This is a genomic window from Acinetobacter sp. RIT698 (assembly GCF_009668065.1).
Lineage (GTDB): Bacteria > Pseudomonadota > Gammaproteobacteria > Pseudomonadales > Moraxellaceae > Acinetobacter > Acinetobacter guillouiae.
This window is the reverse complement of the sequence record NZ_WJYH01000023.1, coordinates 1-16,878: the sequence shown is the minus strand read 5'-3', so window position 1 is coordinate 16,878 and position 16,878 is coordinate 1. Positions and strand designations below refer to the sequence as shown.

The window sequence follows — 16,878 nt, the reverse complement described above, 5'->3', positions numbered from 1 at the left end:
TATAGCTCTGCTAAACTAGCAGCCATCCATAAAATGATGAGTGAAAATGAGTTTAGCCAACCTGATTAATGAATTAAACCCTCAACAAAAACAAGCTGCTACGACTGAAACAAAACATAGTCTAGTTCTTGCTGGGGCAGGTTGTGGCAAAACCAAAACCATTGTGGCACGAGCTGCATATCTCATTGATCAAGGCATTCCTGCCAATCAAATCCAAATTTTGACATTTACCCGCCGTTCTGCCAGCGAGATTGTGGCGCGGGTAGAGCTTGCTTTAGGTGATCAGGCCAAAGGGTTACGCGCATCTACATTTCATACCTTTTGCATGTATTTACTTAGACGTGTGCCAAAAGCTTTTGGATTAGATCAATTTTCGATCATAGATCGTGATGATCAATTGATGTTGTTCCGTTTGATTCGTGGAAAGGATGATAAAAAGAATCCCAACGCCTTACCTAAACCACAACAGCTTTGTGATTTATATTCCTTTGCACGCAATACTCGGCAAAAACTAAGTTTGGCTTTAGAAAAGCAACTGCCTGAGTTTTTAGACGATAAAGAGCAAATCGCTGAAATCATGAAAGAGTACGAAATCCGTAAGCGGGCACGTAGTTTTCTAGATTACGATGATATTCTCGCCGTGGTTGCATCTGCTTTGGCGCAGTCCGATGGTTTAGCGGATTATGTTGCGGGCTTATGCCAGTACATGCTAGTTGATGAAATGCAAGATACCAATCCTTTGCAGTGGGCAATTCTTGAACCATTAAAAGATAAAACATCACTGTTCTGCGTGGGGGACGATGCACAGTCGATTTATGGTTTTCGTGGTGCGGATTTTGAAAATATCCACCATTTTAAAGAGCGTGTGCCAGATGCAGAGATTTTCAAATTAGAAAAAAATTATCGTTCTACTCAAGAAATTTTAGATTTTTCCAACTGGTTACTCGATCAAAGTTCGATTCATTACGATAAAAAACTGGAAGCTTATCGTGGTGATGGTATTAAACCGCGAATGCATGTTTTTCCAAATGAGTTTGATGAAGCAAAATGGATCGCGATCGACATCAAAGAGCGGCATTTATTGGAAGGTTCAGCTTGGCATGACCATATGGTGTTGGTGCGCTCAGCCTTTGCGGCAAGACATATTGAGGCTGCTTTTATCCAAGCCAATGTTCCCTACCGATTTATTGGAGGGATGAAGTTGCTTGAAACAGCGCATGTCAAAGACTTATTGAGTTTATTGCGTGTTATTGCTAACCCATTGGATGATATTGCGTGGATGCGGTTTTTAACCTTATGGAATGGCGTGGGCGACGTCGGTGCGAGTAAGCTGGCGCAACAGCTCTTACTGGATGCAGATATTGAGAAAATTACAGAAAAATTAGAGAAGTTTGGGCGCATTCCTGACAATACATTGCTGATCATGAAGCAAATGAGTGTATTAAAAACCGAAGTTGAAGCCTGTGTAAAACTCGGTGTAGAGGCTATTCTTAACCAACTTGAAGAAAACTATGCCAAAAAAGATTGGCATAAACGAGTGGGTGATTTTGATCTGGTCAAGCAACTGGCGTCTAAACATACCCAACTGAGCGAGTTCTTAGAAGAATATGTACTTGACCCTGTTTCAATCAGTGAAATTGAGCGTCAGTCGCAAGATGATGTGGTGACTTTAATTACCATCCATTCTGCTAAAGGTACAGAACAAAAGGTTTGCTATGTGGCAAATGTCTCTGCTGGACAGTACCCAAATGCACGTGCGCAAGGGAATTTCGATGAAGTTGAAGAAGAGCGCCGTGTACTTTATGTGGCTTTAACACGTGCTCAAAATGAACTTATTCTAACCAAACAAAATTTAAGTTTTTGGGCACATACGCAAACAGATGAACAAGGTCGTAAGATTGAAAGTTATTTTCTCAATGATTTAACTCGAAATTTATGTAGCACAGAAACCCACTATAGACAGCGAGAGCAAACTGTAAAAAGTGCCCTAATCGAGCGTCGGGCGATTAATTTAGATTTTGGTATAGATCTAGATTAAACTATAGCAATCGTTTTTCATTCAAAAAGTAGGTAGGCGAGTGCTTTTTGATGTTTTTTGCCTCGTTTATATTTTAAGGTTGTGAGATGAAAATTTTAGTTCGTAATTTAGAACGTACTGTAACTGAAGCTGAATTGTTAGAGTTATTTAAGCAATACGGTACAGTAGATACTTGTACTCTAGTACTTGATGCGGCAACAGGTAAATCGAAAGGTTTTGCTTTTGTTGAAATGCCACATGGTAGAGAAGCAGTTAAAGCGATTAAAGGTTTAAATACCTTGCGCTTACATGGTCATGGAATTCGTGTAAAAGCAGCGGAAGATAAGCCAGAAGCATAATTGGCAGATAGTCTAAGGAGCATTTATTGCTCCTTTTTTTTATTTTAGTATTTAAATAATCTCGTCAAACCATGATAAAAATAAAAACTTAAATTGATATTCTTGCAAAAACGAGCGCTATCTATTTTATTGACATACAACATGGATAAAATTCATTGTGATTTTTGTTCAATAAAGATTAAGCTAAGACTGTAAAGAATGCCAAAATCTTAGGGAACTTCCATGTCACGTGTAGCTCGCTTTCATGCAGACCGTACCAATCAAAAACTTTATTTTGCTCGTCTTGCATGTATGCAGGGAGAACAAACTGAAAATGTTCAACAAGCTCAAGCACATCGTGAAGCAGCAGTATTTCATTTACATGGCGCGGTTTTAGCATTTCTGCAAGAGTTGGTACGTTATTACCGTTTAAATGATTTTTCCCCAACCTTAAAGTCAATCGAAGAAAATATGGCGGCTAAAGGACAAGTCTCACCAGAAGTTTTAGTGATGCAAAAATTAGCCAAAGAAGGATTTATTGCTGAACTCAAAAGAGCGTATCGACTTTGTCAATATGCACCTGAACCAAGTGCGCCAGAACCAGAGGATGAAACATCATCAAACTTAATTATCAAAGTGACGCAAACACCACAAGCTTGGTTGCCTGATACAAAGATTTTAAGAGAGTGGCACCGAGATTTATCGCAACTTATTGATGGTTTTCGTAATGAAATGGTTGAATTCTGATCTTTTTGATCAGATATACTTGAAATTTTGTTTTAAATGACTATATAAAATATCTACAAGATGCAAAGTGCATTCAGCACCTTGCCCCATGTTGAGCATGGAGGATTTATGTCTATCGAACAGTTAAAAGAGTTATTTGGAAATCAGGAAGCTATTTTGGAGTTGGTACAGCTCGAAAGTGGGGAGCTGGCACTGCGTAATGCAGGTTCTGAAAAAGAGCCCTTGGTCACTATTCAATTTAATGAAGAAGTGAAAGCATTACTGGGTGATCAAACGCCAGCGATTGCACAACAGATGATTCAGGCTGCATTATTTGCGTTACTTGAAAAACAGGCAGATGAATGGCACGCTGAAGTTGTTGATGAACAACCAAAATTTATGAGCTAGTGATTTCATTTATTCTAGAATAAATACAATAAACGCACTTTCGAGTGCGTTTTTCTTTGTATGCAAATAACCTGATATACGCAAATGGCATCAAATTCTAGAAGTTTTAAATCTTTTGTTAGATGGGGTGGTGATCCCCCATCCAACATCGTTATCGATACCATTACATAATGGAAGCACCACGACTTTCCAAGGTCCACAAAGAACAGTCGTGTGGTTTTAGCTACGTTTTAAAGATTATCCTAATTCAATGTGTTGGTTCATGATGATGAGCAATTTGGATCTGGTTTAAAATATGATTACTCATGTTTTTCGCCATTTCCTCTTTTGCATAATAGACTTCACCGACATTGTCTTTACGGATCACTTCAGCTTCTTCTTTATTTTCAGCACAGACTAACACTTGAATTTCTGGATTAAGCAGCTTGGCTGTATCGACAATTTTATGAATATCTACAATATCCATCGGTGAAATCACCAATAGTCGTGCATGTTGGATATGGGCTTGAATCAAAACACTGGGTTCTGTTGCTCGACCAGAAACCGCAGCGATGCCTTTTTCACGCAAATTCTCTACAATTTCGCGGTTCTCTTCAGCGATGACCACTTTGATGCCGTCATCCATCAATGTTTTGGTAATACGACGTCCGACTTCACCATGACCAACAATCACCACTTGATCACGTAAATACGCTTGATCAACTTCATCTGGAAGCATTGCCAATGGGTCACCGCTACGCTCAAGTAAGCGCGCCAAATGCGAACGCTCACGGATCCAGTTTTGCACAGGTTCGATCGCAGAAAATAGAAATGAATTGAGGGTGATAGAAAATAAAGCACCCGCTAAGATTAAGTTTTGCGCTTCAGGGCTAAGTAATCCCAGTGACAAGCCTAAGGTTGCCAGAATAAAGGAGAACTCTCCAATTTGTGCCAAACTGGCGCCCACTGTTAATGCTGTATTGATGGGATAACGGAAAAATAACACCAATGCCATCGCTGCCAGCGTCTTACCAATCATAATAATGGCAATGACTGCTAAAATATGCAGAGGCTGTTCCACAATAATACGTGGATCAAATAACATCCCGACAGAAACGAAGAACAAAATCGAGAAAATTTCGCGTAAAGGTAAGGTTTCTTCTTCTGCACGATGACTAAAATCTGATTCTTTAACCACCATTCCGGCAAAGAACGCTCCAAGTGCCATAGAAACGCCGAAGATTGCGTATGAGCCATAAGCGATTGAAACTGCTGCTGCGACTACGGTTAAAGTAAAAAGCTCTCTAGAGCCTAAACGCGCCACATACTGCATAATCATTGGCACAAGGCGTTTGCCAATGATAAGCATAAAGGCGATAAAACCAGTTACTTTTAACAGGGTAATGCCGAGTGTTAACCAGATGTTTTGATCAGATTCATGTCCTGCAATAGGATGTCCGCCTAAAAGTACCGCTGTTGCAGGCAGTAGAACCAGGACTAAGACCATGACCAGATCTTCGACCAGCAACCAGCCAACGGCAATCTTACCATTCACCGAGTTAAGCAGTCCTTTGTCACCTAATGCTTTGAGTAAAACCACCGTACTTGCACAGGATAAACTTAAGCCAAAGACCAATGCGGAGCCAAAGCTCCAGCCCCAAAAGATGGAAACTGCCATACCCAGTAAGGTCGCAACCGCGATTTGTAAAATTGCACCAGGGAGGGCAATTTTTCGGACTTGCATTAAATCGTTGAGGGAAAAATGCATCCCGACACCGAACATCAAGAACATGACGCCTAATTCAGCAAGCTGATTGGCTAGCGCGATGTCTGCAACAACACCTGGGGTATTGGGGCTGATGATAATTCCCGCAATTAAATAACCAATCAAAGGTGGCAGGCGTAATCGTGCAGCGATATAGCCAAAGATCAGGGCTATACCAAAACCAACTGCAAGTAAAATAATCAGATCTACATCATGAGGCACTAAATACTCCTTAAATCTTCAGGAGAAATCATTCAAAAAATCATTTCTTAAGGTAATGACTTTGTATAAAGCCATATAAAATGCACAATCAGTGCCAAATTCGCTAAAGAGTTTAACAAGTCGAAGAAAAAAAAGGCAAAAAAAACGACCCAAATGGATCGTATTTTTTAAGAAAACTAAAATTATTTAATTTTAGCTTCTTTGAAGATTACGTGTTGACGGATTTTTGGATCAAATTTTTTGATTTCCATTTTTTCCGGCATAGTACGTTTGTTCTTAGTAGTGGTATAGAAATAACCTGTACCAGCAGTAGAAACTAAGCGAATTTTATCACGCATGGTTCAGACTCCTTAGATCTTTTGACCTTGAGCACGAAGGTCAGCAACAACCTTTTCAATGCCCAATTTGTCGATAATACGCATACCTTTAGTGGTTAGACGAAGACGTACAAAACGTTTTTCGCTTTCTAACCAGAAACGGTGGTGATGCAGGTTCGGCTCGAACCGGCGTTTAGTTTTGTTGTTGGCGTGTGAGACGTTGTTACCAACGACTGGACGCTTGCCGGTAACTTGGCAAACCTTAGACATGGTGTAACTCCATTGATTTAGCCAACAGCAAATCTGTATGGCCAGTCAAAATAAAACGGATTGAATTCATTCAAGGGGCGTTTTATACCAAAATTCCGCTTAAAAGACAAGCGGAATTCGTCAAAACGCAACATGATCTAATTTGATAGATCATGCCTTGATCAGTTAGCGTAAGAAAGTTTTCTCTAAAATCTTATTTAGGGCTTTGTCATAAGGCGCTAATATGAATTTTAAGCTAAATAGCTTAGGAATAGACATTACTGAACGCTCATGTGATAAACCAAAGAAACCTTCTGGGCCATGATATTTGCCCATGCCAGATGCACCAACGCCACCAAATGGTAAATCGTCTTGTGCAACATGGGTAACTACGGCATTTTGACCGAAATGCCCAGAATGGGTACGTTGAGAAACGTATTCTGCGCGGGCATTGTCAAAGTCGAAATAGTATAAAGCAAGTGGACGCGGTCTGCCATTAATAAAGTCAATTACATCGTCAATTTGATCATATTCCATAATTGGAAGCACTGGACCAAAGATTTCATTCTTCATAATGTCCATTGTAGGTAGAACACCTGTTAAGAATGTTGGGGCAATTTTACGTACACTCGCCAATTCTTCATTTTGAGGATTGATTTCAATCAACTCAGCGCCTTGTTGACGTGCATCCTCTAAATAACCTTGAACACGGTTGTACTGCTTATCGTTGATGATGCTGGTGTAATCTTGATTATCACGAATCGTCGGGTACATTGTTGTTGCAGCTTGTTTAAAGCTTTCAATAAACTCGGCAGTTTTTCCTCTAGGTAGGAACATATAGTCTGGTGCTACACAGGTTTGACCAGAGTTCCACAATTTACCAAAAGCAATACGTTCAGCGACCAGATTGAGATCGCTTGAAGGGTGTACGATTACAGGTGATTTACCACCAAGCTCAAGAATAACAGGCACTAGATTTTCGGCAGCAGCGGACATCACGGTTTTACCGACATTGGTAGAGCCAGTAAAAATGATTTTATCGAATGCTAAATGTGAAAATGCATCGGAAATTTGACCACCGCCATTGACCACGGCAACCAATTCTTGTGGAAATGCTTCTGAGAGTGCATTTTCAAGTACGAAGCCAAAATTAGAAGATGAACTTGAAATTTTGAGTATTGCGTGATTTCCAGCAGCCAGTGCACAAATCAGTGGGCCAACAGAAAGCAATAATGGATAGTTCCATGGTGCAATAATTCCAATCACACCTAAAGGCTGATATTGCACCCAAGCTTTGGCTGGTTGGTGTAAGATAGACACATGGCGCTTAGATGGTTTCATCCATGCTGTTAAATGCTTGCTATAATATTTAATTTGTTCTAAACATGTGAGTAGTTCACCAATTTTAGTTTCGCTGATTGAACGATTGCCGTAGTCTTGATTGATTGCTTCTGCAAATTGATCTTGGTATTTTACCAGAACTTTCTTTAAGCGAGCTAAACGTTCAATACGTTCCTTTGCTGTAGGAACAGGGTAGCGTTGATAAGCGACTTTCTGTTGTTCAAGAATGTCATGCATACGTTGAACTTCAGGTGAGTAAGAAGTCATTGAATTTGTTTTTGTATGACTGTTCATGACAAACACCATTTACGAATAGGTTAATATAATATAATTTTTAGAGTAAATACTCTAAATAGTCAAGTCACTTTATGTTAGCTTGTGCTAACGGTTAAAAATGGTAATAGGATGTCGAGCTCCAAAACTTTGAAAACGAAAGACCGAATTTTGCAGATTAGTCTGCAACTTTTTAATGAGCGCGGCGAACGTGCAGTTACAACGAATCATATTGCAGCAGAGCTTGGGATCAGTCCTGGAAATTTGTATTATCATTTTCGAAACAAACAAGAAATCATCAAAGAATTGATGGAACAATACCAAAAAGAAACTTTAGATATGCTGTCATTACCCGATGACCGTGGAGTCAATGCGAATGATAAAATCCGTTATTTCCAAGTTTTAAGCAGTCAGCTATGGGAATATCGCTTTCTACATCGTGATGTTTATCATTTAATTGAAAATAATGACGACTTTAGAAAAATTTATCCTCGCTTTGCTGGCAAGGTGATGCAACAAGGGCAAAAAATTTATCATGCCTTTGTTGAAGCAGGGCTGATGCAGATGACACCTTCTGAAATTGAAGCACTCATCATCAATATTTGGATTGTCCTGACCAACTGGACCAACTTCCTATATATGTCTGGGCATTTAAGTGATTCCAACCATTTAGATGAAAAATGGATTTGGCAAGCATTGCGCCAGATGGTGTTTTTAGAAGGTCCTTATTTACGTGGTGAAAGTCGTGAAACCTATGAACGTTTGCTAGAAAGCTTCGGTTCTTCGGAATTATTTGCCAGTTTATCTGCGGTAAAACGCGATTGATGCTGAATCAAGATTGAAAGCTGATGAAAAAGCGTTAAAATATTCGGCTGTTTTTTAAATTAACTTATAAGTGATATCCATCAACATGAACATGACTACTGCCAACACAGCACGTCTACTGATTACTTGTGAAGACAAGCCAGGAATCGTGCAAGCTGTATCGAGCTTTTTGTATCATCAGGGCGCGAACATTACTGCGCTTGATCAATACGCAACTGAAGCTCAGGGCGGGCGTTATTTTATGCGTGTTGAGTTTGAACTTGATCATTTGCAATCCCGTCGTGAGAGTCTCATTCAAACTTTCGCAACCAATGTGGCTGAACGTTATAGTATGCATTGGCGTTTGGCTTTAGTGAGCGACATTAAAAAAGTCGGTATTTTGGTGTCTAAAGTTGACCATGCTTTGCTTGAGTTGTTATGGCGTCATTCGCGTGGTGGCTTACCTTGTGAAATTACCCAGGTGGTTTCAAACCATGAAGACTTACGTGAGTCTGTAGAAAACTTTGGTATTCCTTTCTATGTGGTTCCTGTCAACAAAGAAAATAAACGTGAAGCCTATACAAAGATCGATGAGTTAATGCAAGGGAATGATTTATTGGTTCTCGCGCGTTATATGCAAATTCTCGATGAAGAGTTTGTACAAAAGTGGGAAATGAAAGTGATCAATATTCATCACTCATTTTTACCTGCTTTTGTGGGGGCAAATCCATATAAACAGGCTTATGAAAAAGGCGTTAAATTGATTGGGGCAACAGCGCATTATGTGACGGCTGATCTGGATCAAGGCCCAATCATTGAGCAAGATGTAGAACGAGTAAACCACGATTTTACTGTGGATCAACTGCGTGAATTAGGCCAAGATGTTGAACGTAACGTACTTGCTAGAGCGGTCAAATGGCATCTAGAAGACCGTATTATTGTCGATGGTAATAAGACTGTTGTTTTTCAATAACATGTGAATATTCATTTAATATGAGTAGTAAAAAAGGATGCTTTATGCATCCTTTTTTTATTTTTAATTTGTAAAATCGATTAAAAACATTGAAAAACCAGTTGCAAATGAAAACACTTCTCATTTATCATTGTTGCACTTTAATTGTTCTATCCGATGAGCTTAATCTACAAACTGAATAATTTTTTGTAGTTTGCTCAATTTTAGGTATTTAGATTCTTATGAGTCAGTCTTCCATTGCACCACTTCAAACGCCACCACCGATGAAGAAAAAAGTCCTTGCTGCAGTGTTAGCAGTTGTTGTCGGGCACGTAGGTGTGTTGTGGGGGGTAAGTCATATGAAACCATTTGAACTGCCTCAAATAAAGAAAGAACCTTTAAAAATCAAATTTTTAAAGTTAAAAGAAGATGTTCCACCGCCGCCACCTCCTCCATCTGAACCCATCAAACCTAAAGTTCAACCGAAACCTATAGAGAAGAAAGTTGAGCCTAAACCTGTGGTTAAGCCAAAAATCATTGAGCAGAAAAAACCTGTAGAAAATGATGATCGGGCAAGAAAGCTTGAAGAACAAAAGCGTTTAGAAGAGCAACAGAAGCAGGATAAGGCACGTCAAGATGAGCAAAAACGTCAAGATGATCAGAAGCGTGCGGAACAGCAGAAACGTGAACAAGATGAACGTGATCGTCAAAAACGTGAGCAAGATGAGCGCGATCGTCAACGTCGTGATCAAGAGCAAAGAAACACGCCGCGTAATGTAAATGAAGGTCAGGTGTCTTGGAGTCGTAGTCCACGTATCGCAAAAGAGCAATTACTTAAACTGATGTCTCCAGAAGATGGAACAAAAGTTGTGAATCTAGAAATTACTGCGGATGCGGGCGGAAATATTACCAATGTTCGTATTCTTCAATCTAGTGGTAATTCAAGTTTAGATAGTTATGTTGTTAAGCAGACTCAATCTGCAAAATTTAAAGCTTATAGAGAAAATGGTGCGGGTGTACCATTTAAAATTAGGCAAGATTTTGCATTGTCGGTCTCTAAAAAGTAAATAATTTTTTTAAGAATTAGGAAATGTGCATATGAACTTTTCAGTTTATTGGCAACATGCTGATGCGGTCAGTAAGACACTGTATTTCGTGTTATTGGCAATGTCTATTGCAACGTGGACTGTGTTCATTTTGCGTATTCTAGGCACGCGTCAACTCAAGCAGGTTGCTCAGGATCACCTTGCTCAGGCTTTAAAAGCATTAAAAGCCAAGCTTGCGCCATTAAGCTTTGACCAACGTAAAGCAGTTGCAGAACAAGCGTTACTACGTCAAATCTCAGCAGAAAAGGCCAATGCTGAAAAAGGTGTTTCAGTTTTAGGAACGATTGCTTCACTTGCACCATTTGTTGGTTTATTTGGTACGGTATGGGGAATCTTCCACGCACTTGTTGCTGTAGGTAAAAGTGGTCAAGCAGGTTTAGCTCAAGTTGCAACGCCAGTTGGTGAGGCACTGATCATGACTGGTCTAGGTCTTGCTGTAGCGATTCCAGCGGTATTGGCATATAACATTTGCGTACGTTTTAACCGTACATTGTCAAATGAGTTGCAAGATCAAGCACATGGTTTGTTAATTGATACGATGTTACAACAAGATTCTTCAACGCAAAAAGTTGAATCTGAATCTACCAGTAAAGGTTTAGTTGGAGGTCAAGCTTAATGGCTTTTCAATTGGGAGAAGACAACGATTCTGGCATGAATGAGATGAATCTCATTCCGCTGATCGATATTATGTTGGTATTGATGATCATCTTCTTGGTGACAGCCACCGTTGCTAACCCATCGATACCATTAACTTTACCAAAGACTACTGCTGAAGTAATCGCGCCTCCACCTGAAGCAATTACCATCAGTATCAATCAGAATGGCGATGTGGCTTGGAATGATAAAGTCATTACTTTAGATGAATTGGCTAAACGATTTGATGAAGAAGGTCAAAAGCCAGTAAAACCAGCTGTACAGTTGAGAGCGGATAAAGAATCTCGCTATGATACCGTTGCACAAGTGATGTCTCGTGCAAGTGAAGCAGGATTAAATGATCTTGCCTTTATGAGTGATAATTAATTTAAATAATTACAAATATTTTAAAACCTCCTTTTATGGAGGTTTTTTTATGTTGATATTTTGGCTATTGGGTTAGTTCACTTTTGTTATATAAAGTGAAGTATTTTCAGTGATCTTAGTCTTTTAAAAGATCTTGAAATTGGCTATGAAGTTTGAGTAATTTTGGTGGAATGGCAAAATTACAATAACCTTGCGCAGGATTACGGGCAAAGAAGTTTTGATGATATTCTTCAGCAGGATGGAAGGTGGGTGCTGGACTGAGTTCAGTCACAATATTTAAACCATCTGCTTTAAGCTGCTCAATAAATTGTTCAGATTCAAGTTTTTGCTGTTCATTGAAGTAATAAATCACCGAACGATATTGTGTTCCAATATCATTGCCTTGGCGGTTTAATGTAGTTGGATCATGAATTGCAAAAAAAACCGTGAGTAATTGTTGATAATTGATTTGTTGTTCATCAAATTCAATCAAAATCACTTCAGCATGATTGGTATCCCCATTACAAATTGCTTCATAAGTTGGATTGGGAGTATGCCCGCCAGCATAACCACTGACTACGTGATTGACACCTTTGAGCTGTAAAAATACGGCTTCGGTACACCAAAAGCAGCCACCACCAAATAGAGCCTGTTGCATGTGAAGATCCCTTTATTTTTAAATTATGGAAAAGACGAAACGATGCCAAAGATCATATCGTGAACTTGCTTAGTTTGTCATATAACCATTTAAGCATAGGTACAATACCTGTTTGATTCACTAAACAGATCTGTTTAAATTGTTGCAAAATTTTAAAAGCACAATCTATTCGAATTGCTGTAAAAACTTAAGCTTTTCTATTTAAGTCGAATCAAAAGACATTCAACGGAATGCCTTTTATATTCATGAGAATTTATTCGTCGTCTAATAAATCCATTTGTTTTGCAATTTGATAGAGGTTATTTGAACGATTACCTGTACGACAAAACATGAGTACTGGTTTTGGAAGCTCGTTAAAGCGGTTGGCAAAGGTTCTGACATCAACTTCTGTGATTTGACCAGCAACGACAGGTAGAAATACATAGTCCAAACCTGCAGCACGTGCAGCTTCTTCAATTTGAGCACTTGTAGGCTGTTCCGTTCCGCCTTCCAAATCAGGACGATTATTCATTACAGACTTAAAGCCTTTTTCTGCCACTTGAGCAATATGTTCTGGACCAATTTGACCAGCAAAACCAACATTTTCACTCATTTCGTCACTCCTATATGATTTAAAATCCAATATGCTATATATAATAGCATTAAGCTCAGAACTGAGTTTGAACGATAAAAGATTTATAAAAGAAATATCTATAAAAGATAACGCAATGGAGTGTGTATGTACGCATATACAGTTGAACCACTATATATTCCCATTGGACAAGAAGTCATAGCGGCAGATTTTTATCGACCTAAAAATCTAAAAAAACCTGCTGTTATTATTATGGCTCATGGATTTGCATGTTTAAGACAATTTAAGTTGGTGAACTATGCGCAAAAAATTGCACAGGCAGGCTATGCGGTTGTGCTGTTTGATTATCGTTTTTGGGGAGGAAGTACAGGCTTTCCTCGTGAACTGATTTCACTGCAGAATCAGTTGGATGATTGGAAAACCGTGGTCAGTTATGTCGCAACACAAAAGAAAATTAATCCAAAAAAAATAGCGCTTTGGGGGACCTCTTTGAGTGGAGGCTATGTACTTAGTCTTGCAAGTGAGCTAAAGAGTGTCCAAGCTATTATGGTGCAAGTGCCTTATGTGGATGGGGCAGAAACTGCAAAATTGTTTCCAATTCAACAGTTACCCAAGGCATTAAAAATATCCAGTCAAGATTATATGGGGGCAAAAGTTGGTATGCTTCCACGAACCTTACCTGTGGTACATCCCTTTGATTTATGTTTTATTCCGACCAAAGATAGTTATAACGGCTATATGTCGATTGTAAATCCAGACTACTTTTGGAGTGGTGAAGTTCCGGCACGGGTATTTTTTAATTTAATCCGTTTTAGACCAATTCAGACTGTCAGAAGTATTAATATTCCTGTGCTATTTATTGCAGCTAAAAAAGACAGTTTTATCCCCATTGAATCTAGCCGAGAAACGGCAACAAATATTGCACCTTTTGTGCAATATCATGAATGGGATATGGCACATTTTGATATTTATCATGGGAAATGGTTGGAAAAATCAATTTTGACCCAATTAGAGTTTTTACATCAACATATTGGAGTGAGCTAGATGATTATTGTATGCCCATCATGTGGCGCAAAAAACCGAGTTCCCGAAGATAAACTAAATGCTCAACCCACTTGTGGTCAATGTCATCAAAATTTGATTGCACTTGCTCCTATTGAGTTAAATGAACAAAATTTCAGTAACTTTGTCAGTCATAGTGATTTGCCAATTATGATTGATTTATGGGCAGAGTGGTGTGGCCCATGCAAAATGATGGCACCGCATTTTGCTGAAGTTGCAAAAAATAACCCCCATGTGGTTTTTGCTAAAATTGATACTGAAGCGAATCCACGGTTAAGTAGTGCATTTAATATTCGCAGTATCCCAACCTTGGTTTTAATGAATAAAACCACGGAAGTTGCTAGAATAAGTGGTGCGTTACGTGCTAACCAATTACAAGAATGGTTAGATCAACAATTGAATGCCCATAAGTAATTCACGGGCTCGGAGTTATTGTGTCAGATTCTCATGTAAAACCTGAAGGTACACTGTCTTTACAAACCATCGCAATGCCAGCAGATACAAACTGGAGTGGTGATGTTTTTGGTGGTTGGATTGTTTCACAAATGGATTTGGCTGGTGCAATTCATGCAGAACGCTTTAGTAAAGGGCGTTGTGCAACGATTTCGATTAATCAGATGACTTTTCTTGTTCCCGTAAAAGTGGGGGATGTGATCAGCTGTTATACCAAGCTTTTAAAGGTCGGTAATACATCGATTCAAATGCAGATCGAAGTTTGGGATAGTCATGACAGTTCTCGTGCTGCCAAACGTGTCACTGCAGGTGTATTTACCTTTGTCGCTGTAGATGTTGCGGGAAATAAACGCCAAATTCCTGAAGATGTAAAGCAGAAGTATTTAGCGTCGCAAAGTGCTTGAATGATCAAGATAAAAAATCCCAACATTGTTTGGGATTTTTTATGGAATAGGTGCTTAGATCGTTTGATTTAAATACTGTGTTAAAACATGGTATTGCTGTTGGCGCTTGATTCTGGAACAGCTTGTTGTACATCCCAGTGTTCAACAATTTTTCCATTTTCGACTCTAAAGATATCGACAATCACAACACCACGATCTTGTGGATTTTGAGCTGAATGAACGTGTAAAAATACTAAGTTTCCTTCTGCGACAGCACGTTTGATTACACTTTTTGCTTCAGGATTTTTTTGGAAATACTGGGTAAAGTGATTTACAAAGGGCGCTTTACCATCTGGAACACGCGGATTGTGCTGAATATATTGGTCACCAATATAACGATCTGCATATGCTTTAACTTGATGCTTTTGAAATACACCTTCATAAAAATCAGTCACAATGGCTTTATTTTGTTGCGCTTGTTGGGTGTTTGATTTCGCTGCTAATGTGTTGCCCGTTGCAGCAGTAGCAACGTGACTTGGATTTTGGGCACATGCAGTGAGAAACAAAATAGGGCTTAGAATGAGGCTGAGTACAATAATTTTTCTTGGCGTAGCTGATCGCATGGTTATTCTCTATAGTTCAAATCTCAATAGTTCAAGATGGTGGTGGAAATAACACCATCTTGATGAGTAAATAAGCATGAATATAGTGAATAATCGTCACTCATTATTTGTACTTTGGTAAATTTTATACTAACTAAACAGTAAGTTTTATTTACATTTGCAGATTTGTATTTATTTCTTTTTTAGGCGTTCTTTTGACACCCAAGCCCACACCATTTGGCATTCTACAGGCTCTTTTCCAGATTCATCCATAATGGTGACTGGAACCAGCGTTTCACCTTTTTCAGAGCTTTGCATTTCTAAAATTTGTTCTTTGCTCAATGTCGCTGTTGCTGTCATATCACCTTTAGATGGTCGTTTATATTCAATATGCATGCTTTTGATCAAGACAATTGAACTATCAGGAACATTCATACCTGTGACAAAGCCTGTTGCTGTTTCAGCAATCAACGCCATTGCAACAGCGTGTAATTGTCCAATATGGTTTTGCATGGCACGGTGGTTTTTAATTTCCACCACAACTTTTGAATGGCTGACTTCTAGGTACTTAATATTGGCTGTGCCCACCATAGGCACAACTCGACCAAACGCCTTACTCCAGAGCGTACTACGAATGCCTTTAGGGAATTTAGAAGTCGCTTTCACAAGTTTAGATAAACGGTTGGTCTGAGTCATGTCTTAACCTATAGTGTTGCTAAAGACCTTAGTCTTTGAAGTTATTAAATTGTAAAGGTACACCGAATTGTTGTTCTTTTAAAAATGCCATAACTTGCTGTAATGTATCGCGCTTTTTATCAGTTACACGTATCTTGTCACCTTGGATAGAAGATTGCACTTTGACGCCACTTTCTTTAATGGCTTTATTAATTTTTTTTGCGGTATCTGAGTCAAGTCCATCTTTAAGCTTGATCACTTGCACAATATTTTTACCTGAAGCCGTCATTTTTTGTGGATCAAGGGCTTGAATATCGATTTTACGTTTAAAGAAATGATTTTCAAGCATGCTATAGACTTGTTCACACTGGAAATCACTTTCAGTTGAAATTTTAATTTCTTTGGCTTTTTCATTAATTTCGATTGAAACGTCTTGACCACGGAAGTCAAAGCGTGTTGCAATTTCTTTTTGTGTGTTTTGAACAGCATGATTTACTTCAAAAATCTCTAATTCTGAAACAATATCGAAAGATGGCATAGTTTAGACCTTTACAAATGGAAAGAATATCTGAGATGCTAGGGATGTTTTCTTCATTTGCCAAGTGTTGTTTACATCAAAGGAGTGCACAATGATCCGTAAATTAGAAATTACAACATTTGAGTTCCCAGAAAATGCAGTTATCTGGGATGTTCGTGATGCAAAAGCCTTTGCCGAAGGCCATGTAAAAGGGGCTGTAAATCAGCCTATAGATGGTTTAAGTGCTGAGAGCTTGACTCAAGTGAATTCGGATCAGTCCATTTACATTTTATGTGGTGGTGGAAGTAAAGCGCCTCGAGCTGCTGAAAAATTAGAGAGTTTAGATGATTCTCGTGATTACGTTGTACTTATGGGGGGAACACGTGCAGCACGTGATGCAGGTCTCCCATTAGAACAGGGTTCATAAAAAAGCGCCGAAAGGCGCTTTTTTATTACGATAA

The 16,878-nt window shown here is 39.0% G+C and carries 21 protein-coding genes and 1 pseudogene; 13 read left to right on the top strand and 9 right to left on the bottom strand.

What is annotated here, in order from left to right:
- Positions 1-46: 46 nt before the first annotated feature.
- From GJV03_RS11620 to GJV03_RS11605, 4 genes and pseudogenes are all read left to right on the top strand, one after another.
- Positions 47-1,924, top strand: a pseudogene (locus GJV03_RS11620) (ATP-dependent helicase); the annotation flags it as partial.
- A 200-nt stretch (positions 1,925-2,124) separates the two neighbouring features.
- Positions 2,125-2,376 (top strand): RNA-binding protein, encoded by a 252-nt coding sequence (locus GJV03_RS11615; protein ID WP_004718014.1) that lies wholly within the window; start codon positions 2,125-2,127, stop codon positions 2,374-2,376.
- A 222-nt stretch (positions 2,377-2,598) separates the two neighbouring features.
- The gene (locus GJV03_RS11610) at positions 2,599-3,102 is read left to right on the top strand and encodes a DUF6586 family protein (RefSeq protein WP_004718012.1); all 504 of its coding nucleotides are present in this window, start codon (positions 2,599-2,601) and stop codon (positions 3,100-3,102) included.
- A gap of 108 nt (positions 3,103-3,210) precedes the next feature.
- Complete coding sequence (locus tag GJV03_RS11605; protein ID WP_004718010.1) at positions 3,211-3,489, top strand: hypothetical protein; 279 nt, start codon at positions 3,211-3,213, stop codon at positions 3,487-3,489.
- A gap of 247 nt (positions 3,490-3,736) precedes the next feature.
- Here GJV03_RS11605 and GJV03_RS11600 read toward each other — a convergent pair whose 3' ends face one another.
- The 4 genes from GJV03_RS11600 to GJV03_RS11585 all read right to left on the bottom strand — a co-directional run bounded on the left by GJV03_RS11600 (position 3,737) and on the right by GJV03_RS11585 (position 7,656).
- On the bottom strand, positions 3,737-5,455 hold the full coding sequence (locus GJV03_RS11600; protein WP_004718008.1) for a cation:proton antiporter: 1,719 nt from the start codon (positions 5,453-5,455) through the stop codon (positions 3,737-3,739).
- A 182-nt stretch (positions 5,456-5,637) separates the two neighbouring features.
- Positions 5,638-5,793 (bottom strand): 50S ribosomal protein L33, encoded by a 156-nt coding sequence (rpmG, locus tag GJV03_RS11595; RefSeq protein WP_003654787.1) that lies wholly within the window; start codon positions 5,791-5,793, stop codon positions 5,638-5,640.
- A gap of 12 nt (positions 5,794-5,805) precedes the next feature.
- The gene (rpmB, locus tag GJV03_RS11590) at positions 5,806-6,042 is read right to left on the bottom strand and encodes a 50S ribosomal protein L28 (RefSeq protein ID WP_000048256.1); all 237 of its coding nucleotides are present in this window, start codon (positions 6,040-6,042) and stop codon (positions 5,806-5,808) included.
- A gap of 165 nt (positions 6,043-6,207) precedes the next feature.
- Positions 6,208-7,656, bottom strand: coding sequence for a coniferyl aldehyde dehydrogenase (locus tag GJV03_RS11585; RefSeq protein ID WP_016539261.1), 1,449 nt, complete (start codon positions 7,654-7,656; stop codon positions 6,208-6,210).
- A gap of 111 nt (positions 7,657-7,767) precedes the next feature.
- Between GJV03_RS11585 and GJV03_RS11580 the strand changes: the two genes are divergently transcribed.
- The 5 genes from GJV03_RS11580 (at position 7,768) to GJV03_RS11560 (ending at position 11,517) form a co-directional block, all read left to right on the top strand.
- On the top strand, positions 7,768-8,460 hold the full coding sequence (locus tag GJV03_RS11580; protein WP_034611676.1) for a TetR/AcrR family transcriptional regulator: 693 nt from the start codon (positions 7,768-7,770) through the stop codon (positions 8,458-8,460).
- 85 nt (positions 8,461-8,545) lie between these two features.
- A complete protein-coding gene (gene purU / locus GJV03_RS11575; protein WP_016539263.1) occupies positions 8,546-9,412 on the top strand; it encodes a formyltetrahydrofolate deformylase in 867 nt (288 codons plus the stop codon).
- Between the two features lie 221 nt (positions 9,413-9,633).
- Positions 9,634-10,458, top strand: coding sequence for an energy transducer TonB (locus GJV03_RS11570; RefSeq protein WP_004818828.1), 825 nt, complete (start codon positions 9,634-9,636; stop codon positions 10,456-10,458).
- A gap of 31 nt (positions 10,459-10,489) precedes the next feature.
- Positions 10,490-11,113 (top strand): MotA/TolQ/ExbB proton channel family protein, encoded by a 624-nt coding sequence (locus tag GJV03_RS11565; protein WP_004717997.1) that lies wholly within the window; start codon positions 10,490-10,492, stop codon positions 11,111-11,113.
- Entirely contained in the window at positions 11,113-11,517 is a 405-nt protein-coding gene (locus tag GJV03_RS11560) for a biopolymer transporter ExbD (RefSeq protein WP_004717995.1), read from the top strand. The genes GJV03_RS11565 and GJV03_RS11560 overlap by 1 nt, the downstream gene beginning before the upstream one ends.
- A gap of 115 nt (positions 11,518-11,632) precedes the next feature.
- Here GJV03_RS11560 and msrA read toward each other — a convergent pair whose 3' ends face one another.
- Positions 11,633-12,154, bottom strand: coding sequence for a peptide-methionine (S)-S-oxide reductase MsrA (msrA, locus tag GJV03_RS11555; RefSeq protein WP_004818830.1), 522 nt, complete (start codon positions 12,152-12,154; stop codon positions 11,633-11,635).
- A 253-nt stretch (positions 12,155-12,407) separates the two neighbouring features.
- Positions 12,408-12,746 (bottom strand): TIGR01244 family sulfur transferase, encoded by a 339-nt coding sequence (locus tag GJV03_RS11550; protein WP_004818831.1) that lies wholly within the window; start codon positions 12,744-12,746, stop codon positions 12,408-12,410.
- A 126-nt stretch (positions 12,747-12,872) separates the two neighbouring features.
- Here GJV03_RS11550 and GJV03_RS11545 point away from each other — a divergent pair, with 126 nt between their 5' ends.
- The 3 genes from GJV03_RS11545 to GJV03_RS11535 are packed head-to-tail and all read left to right on the top strand — an operon-like array spanning position 12,873 to position 14,644.
- Positions 12,873-13,769, top strand: coding sequence for an alpha/beta hydrolase (locus GJV03_RS11545; protein ID WP_056516930.1), 897 nt, complete (start codon positions 12,873-12,875; stop codon positions 13,767-13,769).
- Complete coding sequence (gene trxC / locus GJV03_RS11540; RefSeq protein WP_056516933.1) at positions 13,770-14,201, top strand: thioredoxin TrxC; 432 nt, start codon at positions 13,770-13,772, stop codon at positions 14,199-14,201.
- A 20-nt stretch (positions 14,202-14,221) separates the two neighbouring features.
- Complete coding sequence (locus GJV03_RS11535) at positions 14,222-14,644, top strand: acyl-CoA thioesterase (RefSeq protein WP_004717987.1); 423 nt, start codon at positions 14,222-14,224, stop codon at positions 14,642-14,644.
- Between the two features lie 80 nt (positions 14,645-14,724).
- On the opposite strand, the gene GJV03_RS11530 is transcribed toward GJV03_RS11535, so the two are convergent.
- The 3 genes from GJV03_RS11530 to GJV03_RS11520 form a co-directional block, all read right to left on the bottom strand.
- A complete protein-coding gene (locus GJV03_RS11530) occupies positions 14,725-15,246 on the bottom strand; it encodes a nuclear transport factor 2 family protein (RefSeq protein ID WP_154130136.1) in 522 nt (173 codons plus the stop codon).
- A gap of 171 nt (positions 15,247-15,417) precedes the next feature.
- Entirely contained in the window at positions 15,418-15,921 is a 504-nt protein-coding gene (locus GJV03_RS11525; RefSeq protein ID WP_004717985.1) for a DUF4442 domain-containing protein, read from the bottom strand.
- Positions 15,922-15,949: 28 nt separating this feature from the next.
- On the bottom strand, positions 15,950-16,438 hold the full coding sequence (locus tag GJV03_RS11520) for a YajQ family cyclic di-GMP-binding protein (protein ID WP_004717983.1): 489 nt from the start codon (positions 16,436-16,438) through the stop codon (positions 15,950-15,952).
- Between the two features lie 91 nt (positions 16,439-16,529).
- Between GJV03_RS11520 and GJV03_RS11515 the strand changes: the two genes are divergently transcribed.
- Positions 16,530-16,844 carry a rhodanese-like domain-containing protein gene (locus tag GJV03_RS11515; RefSeq protein ID WP_004717980.1) on the top strand — a complete coding sequence of 105 codons (315 nt, stop codon included), beginning with the start codon at positions 16,530-16,532 and terminating at the stop codon, positions 16,842-16,844.
- The last annotated feature ends 34 nt before the right edge of the window (positions 16,845-16,878 follow it).

What these genes read in the sequence shown, in the direction of transcription:
- GJV03_RS11605 (WP_004718010.1), top strand. Translation starts at nt 3,211, where the DNA reads ATGTCTATCGAACAGTTAAAAGAGTTATTTGGAAATCAGGAAGCTATT.
- GJV03_RS11615 (WP_004718014.1), top strand. Translation starts at nt 2,125, where the DNA reads ATGAAAATTTTAGTTCGTAATTTAGAACGTACTGTAACTGAAGCTGAA.
- GJV03_RS11520 (WP_004717983.1), bottom strand. Translation starts at nt 16,438, where the DNA reads ATGCCATCTTTCGATATTGTTTCAGAATTAGAGATTTTTGAAGTAAAT.
- GJV03_RS11610 (WP_004718012.1), top strand. Translation starts at nt 2,599, where the DNA reads ATGTCACGTGTAGCTCGCTTTCATGCAGACCGTACCAATCAAAAACTT.
- purU (WP_016539263.1), top strand. Translation starts at nt 8,546, where the DNA reads ATGAACATGACTACTGCCAACACAGCACGTCTACTGATTACTTGTGAA.
- GJV03_RS11580 (WP_034611676.1), top strand. Translation starts at nt 7,768, where the DNA reads ATGTCGAGCTCCAAAACTTTGAAAACGAAAGACCGAATTTTGCAGATT.
- GJV03_RS11585 (WP_016539261.1), bottom strand. Translation starts at nt 7,656, where the DNA reads ATGAACAGTCATACAAAAACAAATTCAATGACTTCTTACTCACCTGAA.
- msrA (WP_004818830.1), bottom strand. Translation starts at nt 12,154, where the DNA reads ATGCAACAGGCTCTATTTGGTGGTGGCTGCTTTTGGTGTACCGAAGCC.
- GJV03_RS11560 (WP_004717995.1), top strand. Translation starts at nt 11,113, where the DNA reads ATGGCTTTTCAATTGGGAGAAGACAACGATTCTGGCATGAATGAGATG.
- trxC (WP_056516933.1), top strand. Translation starts at nt 13,770, where the DNA reads ATGATTATTGTATGCCCATCATGTGGCGCAAAAAACCGAGTTCCCGAA.
- GJV03_RS11570 (WP_004818828.1), top strand. Translation starts at nt 9,634, where the DNA reads ATGAGTCAGTCTTCCATTGCACCACTTCAAACGCCACCACCGATGAAG.
- GJV03_RS11550 (WP_004818831.1), bottom strand. Translation starts at nt 12,746, where the DNA reads ATGAGTGAAAATGTTGGTTTTGCTGGTCAAATTGGTCCAGAACATATT.
- GJV03_RS11545 (WP_056516930.1), top strand. Translation starts at nt 12,873, where the DNA reads ATGTACGCATATACAGTTGAACCACTATATATTCCCATTGGACAAGAA.
- GJV03_RS11565 (WP_004717997.1), top strand. Translation starts at nt 10,490, where the DNA reads ATGAACTTTTCAGTTTATTGGCAACATGCTGATGCGGTCAGTAAGACA.
- GJV03_RS11530 (WP_154130136.1), bottom strand. Translation starts at nt 15,246, where the DNA reads ATGCGATCAGCTACGCCAAGAAAAATTATTGTACTCAGCCTCATTCTA.
- rpmG (WP_003654787.1), bottom strand. Translation starts at nt 5,793, where the DNA reads ATGCGTGATAAAATTCGCTTAGTTTCTACTGCTGGTACAGGTTATTTC.
- GJV03_RS11525 (WP_004717985.1), bottom strand. Translation starts at nt 15,921, where the DNA reads ATGACTCAGACCAACCGTTTATCTAAACTTGTGAAAGCGACTTCTAAA.
- rpmB (WP_000048256.1), bottom strand. Translation starts at nt 6,042, where the DNA reads ATGTCTAAGGTTTGCCAAGTTACCGGCAAGCGTCCAGTCGTTGGTAAC.
- GJV03_RS11515 (WP_004717980.1), top strand. Translation starts at nt 16,530, where the DNA reads ATGATCCGTAAATTAGAAATTACAACATTTGAGTTCCCAGAAAATGCA.